Origin of the sequence: Enterococcus sp. DIV1758 (assembly GCF_051711985.1) — a bacterium.
GTDB classification, from domain to species: domain Bacteria; phylum Bacillota; class Bacilli; order Lactobacillales; family Enterococcaceae; genus Enterococcus; species Enterococcus faecalis.
Genome location: NZ_JBIOOA010000003.1, coordinates 38,382 through 53,632, shown reverse-complemented (window position 1 = coordinate 53,632; position 15,251 = coordinate 38,382). Strand labels below are relative to the sequence as shown.

Annotated in this window: 20 protein-coding genes; 19 read left to right on the top strand and 1 reads right to left on the bottom strand. The window is 34.2% G+C overall.

Annotation, left to right across the window (positions count from 1 at the left end):
- The 6 genes from IGJ52_RS14275 to pepG1 form a co-directional block, all read left to right on the top strand.
- Positions 1-1,941 (top strand): ArdC-like ssDNA-binding domain-containing protein (locus tag IGJ52_RS14275; RefSeq protein ID WP_438792248.1); only part of this gene is annotated, 1,941 nt, incomplete at its 5' end.
- A gap of 32 nt (positions 1,942-1,973) precedes the next feature.
- The gene (locus tag IGJ52_RS14270) at positions 1,974-2,246 is read left to right on the top strand and encodes a hypothetical protein (protein WP_016633404.1); all 273 of its coding nucleotides are present in this window, start codon (positions 1,974-1,976) and stop codon (positions 2,244-2,246) included.
- 245 nt (positions 2,247-2,491) lie between these two features.
- Positions 2,492-2,848, top strand: a complete 357-nt coding sequence (mobC, locus tag IGJ52_RS14265; RefSeq protein WP_002365872.1) for a plasmid mobilization relaxosome protein MobC — start codon at positions 2,492-2,494, stop codon at positions 2,846-2,848.
- Entirely contained in the window at positions 2,849-4,534 is a 1,686-nt protein-coding gene (locus IGJ52_RS14260; RefSeq protein ID WP_438792247.1) for a relaxase/mobilization nuclease domain-containing protein, read from the top strand. It begins immediately after the preceding gene.
- Positions 4,535-4,566: 32 nt separating this feature from the next.
- Positions 4,567-4,917 (top strand): hypothetical protein, encoded by a 351-nt coding sequence (locus IGJ52_RS14255; RefSeq protein ID WP_002365874.1) that lies wholly within the window; start codon positions 4,567-4,569, stop codon positions 4,915-4,917.
- 116 nt (positions 4,918-5,033) lie between these two features.
- Positions 5,034-5,177, top strand: coding sequence for a type I toxin-antitoxin system toxin PepG1 (gene pepG1 / locus IGJ52_RS14250; protein ID WP_073438140.1), 144 nt, complete (start codon positions 5,034-5,036; stop codon positions 5,175-5,177).
- 327 nt (positions 5,178-5,504) lie between these two features.
- On the opposite strand, the gene IGJ52_RS14245 is transcribed toward pepG1, so the two are convergent.
- Positions 5,505-5,735, bottom strand: coding sequence for a hypothetical protein (locus tag IGJ52_RS14245; protein ID WP_002360849.1), 231 nt, complete (start codon positions 5,733-5,735; stop codon positions 5,505-5,507).
- Positions 5,736-5,789: 54 nt separating this feature from the next.
- Between IGJ52_RS14245 and IGJ52_RS14240 the strand changes: the two genes are divergently transcribed.
- The 13 genes from IGJ52_RS14240 (at position 5,790) to IGJ52_RS14180 (ending at position 15,119) form a co-directional block, all read left to right on the top strand.
- Positions 5,790-6,284 carry a hypothetical protein gene (locus IGJ52_RS14240; protein ID WP_016632820.1) on the top strand — a complete coding sequence of 165 codons (495 nt, stop codon included), beginning with the start codon at positions 5,790-5,792 and terminating at the stop codon, positions 6,282-6,284.
- A gap of 65 nt (positions 6,285-6,349) precedes the next feature.
- Positions 6,350-6,802: a single-stranded DNA-binding protein gene (gene ssb, locus IGJ52_RS14235; protein WP_010709223.1), complete on the top strand. Its 453-nt coding sequence runs from the start codon at positions 6,350-6,352 to the stop codon at positions 6,800-6,802.
- Positions 6,803-6,815: 13 nt separating this feature from the next.
- Positions 6,816-6,968, top strand: a complete 153-nt coding sequence (locus IGJ52_RS14230; protein WP_002365877.1) for a hypothetical protein — start codon at positions 6,816-6,818, stop codon at positions 6,966-6,968.
- A gap of 11 nt (positions 6,969-6,979) precedes the next feature.
- Positions 6,980-7,570, top strand: a complete 591-nt coding sequence (locus tag IGJ52_RS14225) for a thermonuclease family protein (RefSeq protein WP_002365878.1) — start codon at positions 6,980-6,982, stop codon at positions 7,568-7,570.
- 5 nt (positions 7,571-7,575) lie between these two features.
- The gene (locus IGJ52_RS14220) at positions 7,576-7,896 is read left to right on the top strand and encodes a hypothetical protein (protein WP_002365879.1); all 321 of its coding nucleotides are present in this window, start codon (positions 7,576-7,578) and stop codon (positions 7,894-7,896) included.
- 20 nt (positions 7,897-7,916) lie between these two features.
- Positions 7,917-8,015: a DUF3850 domain-containing protein gene (locus tag IGJ52_RS14215; protein WP_010717415.1), complete on the top strand. Its 99-nt coding sequence runs from the start codon at positions 7,917-7,919 to the stop codon at positions 8,013-8,015.
- A gap of 37 nt (positions 8,016-8,052) precedes the next feature.
- Positions 8,053-8,235 carry a hypothetical protein gene (locus tag IGJ52_RS14210; protein ID WP_002360857.1) on the top strand — a complete coding sequence of 61 codons (183 nt, stop codon included), beginning with the start codon at positions 8,053-8,055 and terminating at the stop codon, positions 8,233-8,235.
- A 206-nt stretch (positions 8,236-8,441) separates the two neighbouring features.
- On the top strand, positions 8,442-9,146 hold the full coding sequence (locus tag IGJ52_RS14205) for a hypothetical protein (RefSeq protein WP_010716503.1): 705 nt from the start codon (positions 8,442-8,444) through the stop codon (positions 9,144-9,146).
- Between the two features lie 137 nt (positions 9,147-9,283).
- Positions 9,284-11,071, top strand: coding sequence for a peptidoglycan amidohydrolase family protein (locus IGJ52_RS14200; RefSeq protein WP_010716504.1), 1,788 nt, complete (start codon positions 9,284-9,286; stop codon positions 11,069-11,071).
- A gap of 185 nt (positions 11,072-11,256) precedes the next feature.
- Positions 11,257-11,892, top strand: coding sequence for a BacL2 family protein (bacL2, locus tag IGJ52_RS14195; protein ID WP_002360860.1), 636 nt, complete (start codon positions 11,257-11,259; stop codon positions 11,890-11,892).
- Entirely contained in the window at positions 11,879-12,346 is a 468-nt protein-coding gene (locus IGJ52_RS14190; RefSeq protein WP_002390339.1) for a phage holin family protein, read from the top strand. Before bacL2 ends, IGJ52_RS14190 begins: the two co-directional genes overlap by 14 nt.
- Before the next feature lie 2 nt (positions 12,347-12,348).
- Entirely contained in the window at positions 12,349-12,876 is a 528-nt protein-coding gene (locus tag IGJ52_RS14185) for a hypothetical protein (RefSeq protein WP_010825770.1), read from the top strand.
- Positions 12,877-12,917: 41 nt separating this feature from the next.
- Positions 12,918-15,119, top strand: a complete 2,202-nt coding sequence (locus tag IGJ52_RS14180) for a glycoside hydrolase domain-containing protein (protein ID WP_016632774.1) — start codon at positions 12,918-12,920, stop codon at positions 15,117-15,119.
- Positions 15,120-15,251: the final 132 nt, after the last annotated feature.

Below are 15,251 nucleotides of genomic sequence, written 5' to 3'. Positions count from 1 at the left end.
AAAGAGTGTACACACGCTGAAGCATTGCAGTATTTACAGACCGTAGAAGCAGGGGCTGTTGAAACGTTGAAAGAACCTACTCCGACGAACTTTCATTATTATATGAAAGAACATACACAACAAAATGCCACCATTGATTACTTGCTTCAGGAACGTAAGTTATCAAGAGAAACGATTGATTTCTTTTTTGAACAAAACCTCATGGCACAATCCACGTATACAGATAAAGAGACCGGACAAAGTGAACCAGTAATAGTCTTCAAGCACGTTGGTCTTGAAGAAAAAATTAAAGGCGTTGCCTTACAAGGTATTTGGGAAAATAAGAAGCTACATGGCGAACGAGGACGGTTAAAGCGTGTCTGGGGAAATGGCTATTATGGGTTGACTGTTCGTGTAGGGTATCCACCAAAAATTGCAGAAGCTACGTCAGAAAAGCCAATCAAAATCATTGTTTTTGAAGCTCCTATAGATCTCATGAGTTATTACGAATTAAAAAAAGAGACGATTGGAGATGCGGTATTATTTTGTGCGAATGGACTTAAAAAGGGCGCAGTATCTACGCTTATTGCCAATGAAATTGGCTCTTATGTCAAAGAGGAAGAAAAGTCAACCGTTCTTGAACAATTAGAAAAGTCGAAACTAACAACGGAAAAAGTCCAACTTGTTTTGGCTGTAGATAATGACGAAGCAGGGAAGAAATTTATTCAACAATTTTCAAATAACTGGTGTCCAATTACTCTTGACCAACCTAAACTAATTGAAGGAAAAAGTAAAACAGATTGGAACGATATTTTAAAGCAAACAAAGAATGAAACAAAGAAAAAAGAAGCAAAATTAAAGCGTCAAGAAGCAAAAAAACGATCCAGAGAAAGGAATAAAGAAATGTCTGAAAAAACACAAATGAAGCAAAAAAGCCAACCAGAAATCACCTTGGAAGAGATAATTAAAAAGAAAGATTATAAAAAATTATCGCAGCATTTGAACGACGGGATCAAAGAGTATTTAACAAGTGATACGTTTAAAAACTATTTAGATTTTGCTTCAAAATTTCATAAATATTCGTCAAAAAATATTCGTTTGTTGTTGGCACAAAATCCAAACATACGTCGTGTAGCTGGTTACAATGCGTGGAAAAAGTTAGATCGTCAAGTAAAAAAAGGCAGCAAAGCACTGTATGTGTATGCCCCTTATTTTAAAGATAAAGTCGATAAGAACGGGAAAAAAGTTACGGATGAAAATGGAGAAATTGTCAAAGAGACGCGCTATTTTTTAACGCCTGTCTTTGATGTAGAACAAACGACCGGCGCAGAGTTGCCACAGCTTGTTTATAATCTGGAAGAGAATCTTAGCGACGGTAAAACATTCACCAGAACTTACAATGCGTTAGTTGAGATTTGCCCAGTTCCAGTAACTGTCACGTCTATTGCAAGTGGTGCGAATGGGTATTATGATCCAACGAAAAAAGAAATTGTCCTCCAACAACATTTAGGAGAAGTGATGACTTTAAAAGTCTTACTTCATGAAATGACGCATGCCATGCTTCACCCAGATTCGCAAGCGATATTTGGAGATGACGTTTATTCTCGACAAGAATTTGAAGCGGAATCAGTTGCCTATATTGTCTCCCGTCACTTAGGGCTGGATACGTCCTCGTATTCTTTTGGTTATCTTTCTTCTTGGACGAAGCAAGGAGAAAAGTTAGAAGAATTTACGCAATCGTTAGAAACGATCACGAAAGAGGCGCGCACGCTAATTGAAAAAGCCGACCATGCTTTATCCATAGAAAAAGGCATTCAACTTCCCCAAAATAAATTTGAAGAACGTTTATTGAATGCGAAGAAAAAAGAAACTGAAGTGGGAAAGTCCCAAGCTAACGAGCAAAAAAGGCAACAAAATGAACCAAAAATTTCTGCTCAAATAGCAAATTCTACTCGATTTTAAAAACAAATAATAAGAGAAAAGGAGAAAACAAAATGGACCAATTAACGGACGAAAGTAAATTTATTCTGACACAATTTTTCTTGGCAGACCTGCTTAGTGAACAACCAAGAGTCCACCAGAAAAAGAAAGAAAAATCAAAAGGAACGGTGCTAAAAGAACTGGATACGTTGATTCATGATTTTAAAGAAAAAGAATTAGAAATTGATTTATTTCCTTACGAAGAAGCAGCCACTTATTTACGAAAGTTGAAAGGAAATGACGCGTATTTGGTCTTTCTGGATGAGTTATTAGCTCCTTATCAATAAGAAAGAAAAAATAAAGGTCAAAATTGGTAAGTCGAAACGTCAATAAATGTCAAAGTGTAGCGATGGGGATTGGGGGAACCCCAAAAATTTGAACGACTCCTACCAGTATTTTTGGTAGGAGTCATTCAAAATATCGCAACATGCTAGCATGTTGCTCTGCTCGCAAAAAGAAAGCCTACCCTTGGGTGTAACCAATTGTCAAACTAAGGAGACTACTTATTATGTAAAAGAAAGAAGAAATAATTATGGAGAATAAACAAAAGCTAAAACGTCCTATTCAAAGAATAGTTAGACTATCAGAAGAAGAAAATAACTTAATCAAACGAAAAATTGAAGAAAGTTTCTTTCCGAACTTTCAAAATTTTGCATTGCACCTTTTGATTCAAGGAGAGATTCGCCACGTTGACTATTCCGAACTCAACAGACTAACTACCGAAATTCATAAAATTGGCATTAATATTAATCAAATGGCTCGTCTGGCCAATCAGTTTCACGAAATTTCGTCTGAAGATATTAAAGATTTGACCGATAAAGTTCATAGTTTAAATGCGCTGGTTCAGAGCGAATTAAACAAATTAATAAAGAGAAAGGAACAATCGTAAATGGTGTATACAAAACATTTTGTTATTCATACATTTGATAAATTAAACAATGCCTGCTCGTATATTGAGAATGCAGAAAAAACTGAAGTCACGAATGATAATCCGTCTGAACACTTGGAACATTTATTTCAATATATTGTAAATGACGATAAGACGTACATGAAAAAATTAGTTTCTGGGCATGGCATTGTGGATCCAACAAATCCTTATGAAGAATTTAAATTAACAAAATTACAAGCAGCAATTCAACGAAAAATCGGGTACACATTCGATCCAAAATCAGAACGATTGCTTCCACCAACGTTAACAGAATTAGAAAAAGGCAACGCCGTTTTAGCACACCATTTAATCCAATCATTTTCTCCAGAAGATGATTTAACGCCAGAAAAAATACATGAAATAGGATACAACACGGTGATGGAATTGACGGGTGGAGAGTATGAATTTGTGATCGCAACACATGTCGACAAGGAACATTTACACAATCATATTATTTTTAGTTCAACCAACTTAAAAACAGGTAAAGCCTTTCGTTGGCAAAAAGGAACCAAAAGAGTCTTCGAACAAATTTCGGATAAGATTGCAGCGAAGGAAGGTGCAAAAATAATCGAAAAATCACCAAAAAATTCGCATAAAAAATATACCATGTGGGAAACTGAATCGTTATACAAGGAAAAAATAAAATCTCGTTTAGACTTTTTATTAGAACAAAGTTCTTCAATTAATGATTTCTTAGAAAAAGCAGAAGCTTTGAATTTATCGGTAGACTTTTCTAAAAAGTGGACGACCTATCGATTACTTGACGAACCACAAATAAAAAATACTCGTAGTCGAAGCTTGTCAAAAAATGACCCCACTAGATATAATTATGAAAAGATTGTTGAACGATTGAAAGAAAATAAAAGTGTTTTAACTTTGAAAGAGGTTGTTGAAAAATATGTAGAAAAAAGTGAGAAGACTAAAAATGAATTTGACTATCAATTAACTATTGATGAGTGGCAGATTTCTCATAAAACAACAAGAGGGTATTATGTAAATGTTGATTTTGGCTTTGGAGAGAGAGGAAAAGTCTTTATTGGGGCGTACAAAGTAGATCCACTTGAAAATGGTCAGTATAATATTTATGTAAAACGTAAAGATTTTTTTTATCTGATGAATGAAAAAAATGCAGACCGGAATCGGTATATGACTGGTGAAACTTTGATTAAACAATTACGCTTGTATAATGGCCAAACACCACTGAAAAAGGAACCTGTGATGCGAACCATCGATGAATTAGTCAACGCTATTAATTTTTTAGCAGCTAATGAAGTTGAGGACACAAGACAACTAGAATTATTAGAAGAGAAATTAGAAGCTGCTTTTCTTGAGGCAGAAGAAACTTTAGAAACTCTTGACGAGAAGATGTTGGAGTTGCACCAGTTAAGCAACCTCTTATTAGAAAACGAACTGAATGGAGAACTAGAGTTGATTCAGCAAAAATTGAAAACATTGTTACCAGACGCAACACTTGCGGAATTTTCTTATGAAGATGTTCGAGGGGAAATAGAAGCAATTAAAACCAGTCAATCTCTGTTAGAGAATAAATTGGAACGAACGCGAAATGAAATCAATCAACTTCATGAAATTCAAGCTGTACAAAAAAAAGAAACCGCAAACCAAAATAATGTCAAACCAAAATTATAAAAACAACTGTTAAGGAATGAAAGGAGAGTTTTATGCTTATTTTGAAACGAGGATTGTCTGTAGTGTTATTTTTACCCTGTTTTATTCTACGTCTTCTTTTCCGTTACATTGGGCTGTTAACGATTCTTACTAGTGGTTTTACTACCACTTTAATACTAATCGTTGCTCGAATTTTAGCTTTTATTTTTTTAATTTACCCGATTGTGATTTTAACAACTGAAGAACTTAGAATGGAATGGGCAAGTTGGATTGCTTGGCTTTTATTTGGATTGATCGTTCTATTTTTCCATTATCTAGCTGCGTGGAACGAAGATATAGGCAGTTGGTTTCTGGATTTTTCTAATTGGTTGAGCAGGGTGCCAAGTAAACTTTGGGATGAATAGCTTATCTTACGTTTAAGAAGTATTGAATAAAAAATGTACTATGTTTTATGTTATAATAGAGGCGATAGTAAAGTTTAATGACGGTGGCTATCCAATCCGAAAGTGAGGTGGTGCGTATGTGCGTACTTCCAAAATCCAAAGAAAGGGGAAGCCTTTTGTCTGCATTAGAAACAATTCAGCTGATATTAAGCTTTGGTATGTTTACCATCGCATTGATTAAGTTGATTGTGGATTTGCTTAAAAATGACAAAAAGAAATAACCGTCTACTTTAGCAGGCTGACGATTATTTCTAAAATCTGTTAAAACTTGCCACCGTCTTTAGCGGTGCTATCATGAGGGCGTATGACTAGTACGTCCTCTTTACATGTTTATTATAACACATTCTCTACAAGAAGAAAGGCGAAAGCCTTTCTTTTTTTTCAACGCGCCTTAACGGCGGTGGCGGTGGGAGCGAGATAGAAATAAACACTAAACAAAGTAATTAGGTATGAAAAAATGGAAAGACGATTTTTCAGTGAATAGTCATAAAATAAACTAAGAATTTTATATAAAAAAATAAACGAGAATAAAAGAAGGGGGTTCTCTTTTATCTTCGTTTATTTTTTGCGTATTCCTTTAAATCGTCTACGTGATACAAGCGTACAGTAGGTCGTTCACCGTTTACATGTTTAATTTCAAAGTAAGGCTTAATTGCATTCAATTTTACGGATTGTGTGAAGGCATTTAATGATTGGCCTGTAATTTTTGCAGCACCTTGTTTATCTACCACATTGTTTTCTAAATAAGTTAAAACTTCTTCACGAGAAAGATCTTTCATTGAATTACCCTCCTATATATACTATACAAAATATAGTATATAAAAAACCAAAATTTGTCAATATCCCTCATTATTATACTATGCATTGTATACAATGTATGGTATAATAATTATAAAGATAAACAGAAACGAGGGATTCAATTGAATTTAGAAAAAATGAAAATGGAAGCAAGAAAAAGAATGAAGATTTTAGGCATTCATGAACCAACAATTGCACAATTTGTTGAGGAAGGAAAAATTAGTTTTTCGGGAAAATCATATCTAGGCGCCAACTATTGGATCAACGAAGAACGGAAAAAAGCAATCGAAATTATCGAGAAAGAAAACAATATACTTGTATACTATGCGATTGAACAAAAGTATATGGGGGATATAACAATGTTGTACTTGTTTTATATATCTCCGTATGAAGAGGACTGGGAAATGGACCATCAAAGTATTGTAGAGAATTACCAATACACTTACGGATTAAACGAAACGGATCCGTTCCTTTCAGAGTTTGGTGAAATCAAGTTTAAAAATATGTTTGGTGGTTTAGTAAAACAGTAAATATTTAGAAGTGATAGTACCAGTTGCTATCACTTCTAAAAAAATAATAGAAAGAGGTTTTTTAAATGATTAATAATGTGACTTTAGTAGGAAGACTTACAAAAGACTGTGATTTGCGTTATACGTCAAGTGGTGTAGCTGTTGCGGCTTTTACACTAGCAGTTAACCGGAATTTTACAAATCAAAATGGTGAACGTGAAGCAGACTATATTCAGTGTGTGATTTGGCGTAAACCTGCAGAAACTTTAGCAAACTATACACGAAAAGGAACATTGATTGGTCTTGTGGGTAGACTTCAAACACGTAACTATGAGAATCAACAAGGACAACGTATTTATGTGACAGAAGTGGTTGTAGAAAGCTTCCAATTGTTAGAGTCAAAAGAAGTTAGTCAACAACGTGGTGTTAACGCTTCTAATCCTACACCAGTTGGACAGCAGGCAAGCAATGCGCAACAACCCTTTCCAGATTTAGAAGGTAGTTCTATTGATATTTCAGATGATGATTTACCTTTTTAAGGAGGAGTGACTCATGGGTAATGGAAATTTACAAAAAATATATGCAGACAGTACAAAGAAACGTACAGCACAACAAACAAAATGGGAACGAGCTGTTGAAGGATTAACGTTTGATAGGTTAGAAAAAAAGAAAATTGAGTATTCTTTAAAACGGAAAAAAAGTTAAGGAGTTAGGAAATGAAACTATTTATTGGAAAAAAGTGGCTGCTGCTAGCAGTAGCCACTTTACTATTATCAGGATGCGCAAGTCTTGAACAAAAAGCACAAGATTTTGTACAAGACCTATCACAAGATGTTAATGAAGGTTTTTTTAAAACTATTTCAAACAATCAACGTATACCAGCTGATTTTGTTCGACACGTAGACGGTGACACAACGGTTTTGAGGATTGACGGAAAAGAACAAAAGGTTCGCTTTTTATTAGTAGATACACCGGAAACTGTAAATCCGAAAACAAAAGTTCAGACTTTTGGTTTGGAAGCTAGTAAACGTACAAAAGAACTTTTGTCTACTGCTTCAGAGATTACTTTTGAATACGATAGTGGCGATAAAACAGATCGTTACGGACGAGTGTTGGGGTATATTTTTGTAGATGGAACATTACTACAAAAAACGCTTGTGAGTGAAGGTTTAGCACGAGTGGCTTATGTCAAAGAGCCTAACACTAAGTATCTACTAGAATTAGAGGAAGCACAAGAAAAGGCTAAAAATGAGTCACTCGGAATCTGGAGCATACCAGGATACGTAACTGAAAGAGGGTATAAATAAAGAAGATGAACGAGCAAATAAGTTTGTTTGATTCAGACAATGATAAACGATATCAATTTTATGGACACTATTGTAATGACGATTGGTCTACTAAAACAGCAATGGTGAATGGTGTTTCTGATATAGTGATAAGTTTTAGCATTGAACTTTCCAAAGATGAACTGAAAAAAATATGCAGAGATGCAATCAAAATAGTCAGGTTTAAGTATGGATACGCCATTAAGTTCTTTAAAAATAATGTAAAGAAAGAATTGTTTATCAGGTTTGATAACTACACAACGAGCAAAAAACGAGATGTCTTTGAACATATAAATTTATATTTTTAAATGGAAAGTGAGTGAAGAAGATGAATGAGCGTAAAACACATGAATTAAAGATCTTGCCAGAATATTTTACAGCTGTCGTTTCAGGTATTAAAAGAGTTAATCAACTAATACATTATTAATGGAGGGAATACTATTTAACAAAAAGGATGGATCAGAATGGCTATAAGAAAAGGTAATAAGCGTGCACAATCTAATTTAAATTTAAAACAACAAGAAGGGTTAAAGTATCTCAAAACAAAATATAGAAAAAGCGAATCGAAAATTCTTGCTATTGGTCTCGAAATGTTACTAGAACAAGAACAAGCAGGTTTGTTAATTCCAAAACTTTATAAAAGGTGATTACTAAATACGTCACCTTTTTATTTTTCGTAAAAAAAGTGACGTAACTTTTTGATATCGTTTTCTTTTTAACTGTCCGAAAGCATAGAAATGTTTGGCAAATGTATAACTAAGTGATAATATTTTATTGAAATGATATTTAGAGTTGTAATAGATACAACTTAATATTTTGGGGGAAATAAACTAAGGTAAGAATGGAGAATAAAATGAAATTTATAATGTTATGTGTACTTGTTTTAGTTTTTTCGGGTTGTTCTAACACAGAAAAAAATAAAGAAAATCCGCCAATAAAAGAAAGTACTAGTTCGTTATATAAAACAAATTCAAGTAAAACGAATACAACTGAAACGAATAGTAGCACTGTAAATAAAAAAGAGGATAAAAGCTCGATAAGTGAATCGTCAAAGAAAGCTAGTGAAGAACAAACAGTTACAACTTCAAAAAATGAAAGTACGAATGAATTACCAAATACTGTGCAATCAGGAAATCAATCTGTGGATGCGCCATATGCTGTATCATTACAACAAATAGCAGAACTAAAAACGTTTGACCAACCCTATATGAGTGGCTCATTTGCTGTAGATTTGAGGTTAGATAATGCTAATGACACTAAAGGAGTGCTTACTTTTCACTCACGCTCTCGTAAAGAACCTGAAAAAATAGAAACTAGAGAATCTTCATTTGTTGTAAATACAGTACCAACAAAAGAAATCAGAGTATTTTCCAATAATAAGATTGGTTCAGGAATAAGAACTGTAAAAGTGAATACAGAAATTATATGTGATAACCAAGAGAAAATGTATTTATTTAAAAATAAAGAAGGGTCTATATCTCTAGCAACCGAAAACCACGTTGGAAATGTTTCAGAAGATCAATTAGATGTTATGATGGAGAATTTGCAAAATAACTAACATATCATTATCAAATAATTTACTAAAAGTAGAAAATTAATAATTTTCTACTTTTTTTTTGTCACAAAAAAGATTATTCAACCACATATATTGGCGTATACGAAAAAAGTCGCGACAAAAAATATGAGGTGAAGTTTATGAATTACAGTCAAAAAGCAATCGATCTTTGTAAAAAGTACTCAAACTTTTCATTAAAAGCTGTAGCAGGAAGAAATGGAATTTTATCTATTGGCTATGGTCACTTTACAAATGAAAAACATCCGATTAAACCAGGAATGGTCATTACAGAGAGCCAGGCTACTCAGATATTACGTGATGATCTAAATGAACATGCAGCATTAATATCTAAACTTTTAGCAATTAAAGCTACTCAGAATCAATTTGATGCATTAGTTTCTTTCTCTCATTCTAAAGGATTAGGCTTTTTACCAAGTTCAGATATCATGCATTTTACGAATAACAAAGAATTTAATTCGGCTGCAAGAGAAATGAAATTGTATGTCTATGATATTGGAAGCATTAAATTACCAAAACTTGTTGAACGAAGAAACGCTGAAACAGCCCTTTATCTTGAAGGTGCCTCTGGTAATGAGGAAACAACAAATCACGCACGTATTGGTTTTGATGTAATGATTCGTTGGATGGAACAAAAAAAAGCTCAACATATAACTTATAGTATGGATTACCGATTAGGACCAAATTCTTATGATTGTTCAAGTGCTGTGTATTTTGCATTAAAAGAGGCAGGGTTTATTGATCCTTCAACTTTTCCTGGAAATACTGACTCCTTATTTGGTCAGTTAGAACGCGTTGGATGGTCGCAAGTTCCTTTAGTAGGAGGAAAATATCATGTACAACGAGGTGATATTTTTATTTGGGGAATCAGAGGTAACTCTGGTGGTGAACTTGGCCACACGGGAATTTTTATAGATGATAAAGATAATATTATTCATTGTACTTGTGGCTGGGATGGAAATAAATGTTCAATTAATGGAATTTCTGTTGATAATCATGATCAAGTATGGGTCGCTTCAGGTCGTCCACCAGTTACAATTTACCGTTTTGGAGGTGCTTCAAAACCATATCCTGGAGATTCTTCTGGTTCAAAAGGAGATTCAGTGAATCCTTCAGCGGGTGTATTTTATCCAAGTATGAGATTACCGGTAAGTGGTGATACGGATCCTAATAGTCCGGCTTTAGATTACTACGAAGCTGGTCAGGCTATTGTTTATGATAGTTATGTTTTTGCTAACGGCTATGCATGGATTAGTTACGTTGCAGGTTCAGGATTGCGCCGTTATGTGGCAGTAGGACCAGATGATGGCCGAACAGACACTGTATGGGGAACAGGATTTTTAAATAATACCCCTTCAGGATCGGGTTCAAATACGGGAAGTGCATTGAGTGGTGTATTTTATCCTAGCATGAGATTACCGGTAAGTGGTGATACAGATCCAAATAGCCCAGCATTAGCTTATTATGAAGCTGGTCAGGCCATTATCTACGATAGTTATGTTTTTGCCAATGGTTATGCATGGATTAGTTATATTGCAGGTTCAGGATTGCGCCGTTACGTGGCAGTAGGACCAGATGATGGTCGAACAGACACTGTATGGGGAACAGGATTTTTTGATAATGGTGGAGATCCTGGTTCACAGGCACACCCTAATTCTATTGGGTTGGTACCTAAAGCAGGTAATTTTGTTCCAAATCGCAAGCTTCCGGTCAGTGCTGACACCGATCCAAATAGTGCTGCATTAGATTATTACGAAGCAGGTCAGTCAATTGGCTATGACAGTTATATTTTCGCAAATGGCTATGCATGGATTAGTTATATTGCAGGTTCAGGATTGCGCCGTTACGTGGCAGTGGGACCAGATGATGGTCGTACAGACACTGTGTGGGGCAAAGGATTCTTTAATTAGTACAAATTATATTGCTTTAAACACTAGTTATTAGTGTTTAAAGCAATATTTCTTAAGATAAAGCATTAAGATCATTGAAAACTAAATACACACCTATATGAAATCCATTACTAACGTAATTATTTTATGTCACAAAATGGATATTTTCATTACATACATTTATAAAAATAGAAGGTAGTGATTATGTGGAGTTTTGGGCAGAAGTAACTCGGTTATCAGATATCTATAGGTTTACAAATAAGGAAGAAGACTTGATAAATGTAATGGAGTATATGGAAAGATATATAGGTGTATCTGCAAAAAATGCAAAGCATAGAAGTGAACTCTATAAGCTTTGTATCCCGTATGAAGATTTTATAAGTTCTTTTGATTTGGCCGTATGGGAAGCACTTGAAACATATGCAGGACAAGAAAAAGTAGAACATACTTTTAAAAATATTGTTCTTTTTAGAATGAATCTTGCTGAAAAAAGTGTGTGGCGATTATACAAAAGCAATACATGTGATAGCGCTGACAAGAATGGTATTTCTTATGACTCTGCACGTTGGAACGAGTTAGATAGTAATACGTGTCAACAAAAAGATGCAGGAATAGATATAGAAGAAGCAATTTGCTATAAAGAGATGCTAAAAAACTATATAAAAAAATTTCCTAAACAAAGCAAATTTATCCTTTTGTTGTTACAAGGATATACGTCATGTGAAGCTTCAAAGCTATGCCAATGGGGTTCCAACTATGATGAAAAGAGTAGAAAGAGAGCACAAAGAACGAAACAACATTTTAAAAAGTTTCTAAATGAAATGCTGTGTGAATCTTTATAAACATACAGATAAGGAGAGTTCTATGGATAAGATACAAGAACTGATTATTCATATGGGACTAGAAAGTAACCATATGTTTATTCTAGCAATGATTTGCTGCGCAATGATTATTGATTTCTTATCAGGAGTTTTTGCCGCAAAAATGAATCCAAAAATAGACTTTCAATCAAGAATAGGAATCAATGGAATTTTAAAGAAAATAGCTGCACTAATGTTACTCATATTCTTTATCCCGTTAGCAATGACTATTCCAGGAAATACAGGTACAGGATTACTCTATGTACTCTACTTTGGATATTTATTAATGGAAATTCAATCAATATTAGAAAATTATCAAAAAATAGGAATCGATGTTTCATTGTTTCAGAATTTCATAAACAGATACAGTAAAAGTACGATGGATAACAATAAAACAAATAATTCAAATGAAAAAGAAAAGAAAGAGGAGAAATAATTATGAAAAAAAGTCTATTTATTTTAGGAACAATTTTGTTAACAACAATTGCAGTACAAACAGGAATTGAGACATACGCTAGCAATAATTCCTTTAATCAGGAACAGATTGAATCAAAGGCTAGTAAGCCAAAAACACAATATTCAGAATTAGAATTTGATACGCACGAAGAAGCAAAAGATAACATTCAAGTAATCCCAGAAAAAAGTGGGATTCCAGTTGATTTAGGGAATAATATTACTGGCTATCAAGAAGGTGGAGCTGGTTCTCGTTTTATTACTTTCCATATCAAAAATTATGGTGTTTTTATTCGTACAAATTCAATTTTAGGGCAAGACAACGTTGTTTTATCTAAGGAAGTTGTTCAAGTTTTATCAAGTATTGAAAAATATCCGGAAACTGATCGTGGATTAATTCGGGCAGATTTTGCTTCAGGGATGATGTCAATTACTTGGGCTTCAGATACGTTCGTAAAAAGTGTTACTAGCTCTGATTTACGAGTAAGCATTGAAAAAGCTTTAACAAAATAAATTTTTAAGTACAACAAATCTGGAAAGTGAGGTATTAACAAATGGATGAAATGGTTTTAGGTACACAAAAGTGGTTAAATAAGACGTATGGAAATGTTTCTGGGTTCAATAAAGTACCAGAAAATGGGAAAACGGGCTGGCCAACTATCTATGGATTACGTCGAGCATTGCAAAAAGAAATGGGAATCCAAGAATTATCAGATAATTTTGGTCCTACCACGGAACGTTATTTTAAAGAAAAAGTAGAAAAACAGTTAAATGAACGTTTTGGGGCAGGAATTGGAAATATCGTGAAAATAATGCAAGGTGGATTTTGGTGTAAAGGGATTAATCCTTACGTTTCTGGAACTGAAGCAGTTGATGGGTTAATGACAGGTCTCACAACATTAGCGATTAAAAAATTTCAAGAAATGGCAGGACTAGCACCTAGTGGGTACATGAATGCAATGTTAATGAAAGCCTTACTTGATATGAGTGCTTTCGCTTTGGTACCAGGAGGGGACAAAAATATTCGGTCAATGCAACAATCTTTAAATGCTAAGTATAATCGTTATTTTGGCTTGTTGCCATGTGATGGTGTGTATCAAAGAGACACGAATAGTGCTTTAATTTATGCACTTCAAGCAGAGATGGGTATGGATGAAAACACAGCAAACGGATTTTATGGACCAGGAACAACGGCTAAGACACCAACATTAACAGTTGGATCTACTGGTAATTTCGTAAAAATTCTACAATGGGCGTTGTATGTAAATGGATTTAATCAATCTGCAGTATTTAGTGGTTCATTTACCTCTTATATTGCAGCTGAAGTAGAAAACTTCCGATTATTTATGAATCTACCCCCTTATAACACTTCCGCGGATATGACTGTAATCAAAGGTCTTCTATCAAGTGCAGGAAATACTGATCGTGCAGCCAGTGCTTGTGACATGGCTACTCAATTAACGAAACAACAAGCACAACTAATTAAAGACAATGGGTATTCTATTGTTGGACGTTATTTAACAGGTAGCGTAGGAGTGGGAGCAAATAAAAAAGATAAAAATCTGACTCTTGAAGAAATTCAAGCCATTACTAGTGTGGGGTTAAGTATTTTTCCTATTTATCAAGATGGTGGATGGGAAGAAAGCTACTTTAACGAAGGAAATGGGTTAAGAGATGGATCTTTAGCGCATAACGCAGCATTTAAACTAGGGTTTCCTTATGGATCGACTATTTACTTTGCCGTTGATGTAGATATTTTAGATGGTAACATTCCAGGAACGGTCTTACCGTATATCAAGAAAGTAAAAGAATCTTTAGATGCAAATGGCATGTACAAAACTGGAATTTATGGTACACGAAACGTCTGTCAACAAGCAATTGATGCTGGATTTGTTGAACATTGTTTTGTATCTGATATGTCTACAGGATTTAGTGGAAATCTAGGTTTTCCAATGCCAAAAGAGTGGGCATTTGATCAATTCTATGAACATAGTGAATTAGGGTTTCCTATTGATAAAGTGGCCGTATCTGGAAGAGACCATGGGACCAAGGCATTTTCTACAACAATCGGTAATTTAATCCAGTTAGAAACAATTAAATTACTGAATGCTTTAGGGAAAAATTTTACAATCAAAGATGTAGGTATTAAACTTGATACACCTATGCAAATCATGAGTACGCCTACCTTAGATGTATACACAACGGTAAGTGCTAGCTGGACAAGGCAGATGAATAAGTCTGGATTGTCTATTAAGGTATCAAAAGGTAAGATAGATAAACAAATCTATATTGATCCTCTTGATAAATCTATTAACACATATGGAAAATACTTTGTAAATAATTCTAAGCAAAGTATGGATAATATTCTTAATGATTTAGCTCCTGCAGTAAAAGAAGGGTTTATTGAAACGGGGTTTTGTGCTAGAAATGGACTTGTAGGAACTCAAATTGTCATCAAAACAAATGTTGGTGATGAGGAAAATAAAGGAGAAATGGAATTAAAAATCGAAGTATATCCTAAACCATTGTTACCTACGCGACCTCAAATTCCACAACAAAAGTATGTTGATGTTTATAATGATGTAGCAACGAATAATTACTCCCTCCCAGAGTGGGATTACGGCCCAGGCATGGCCTTAGCAACTGCTGCTGGTATTATAGCATTAGTTGCAGCTTATGGAACTGGGATCGGAGAAGCAGCTACTTTGGGCGCTGCATTATTTGTTTTCCTTTCAACTATGTTTTCCGAAAAATAGTTTATAAGATTCATATTTTTAACTTATGTATCGAGTTATCTGTTAATAAGACAGTTAACTCGATATTATTTTTGTTAATTATGATATAGTAATAGATATCAATAATCTATAGGTATTTTAAAAATTAAAATT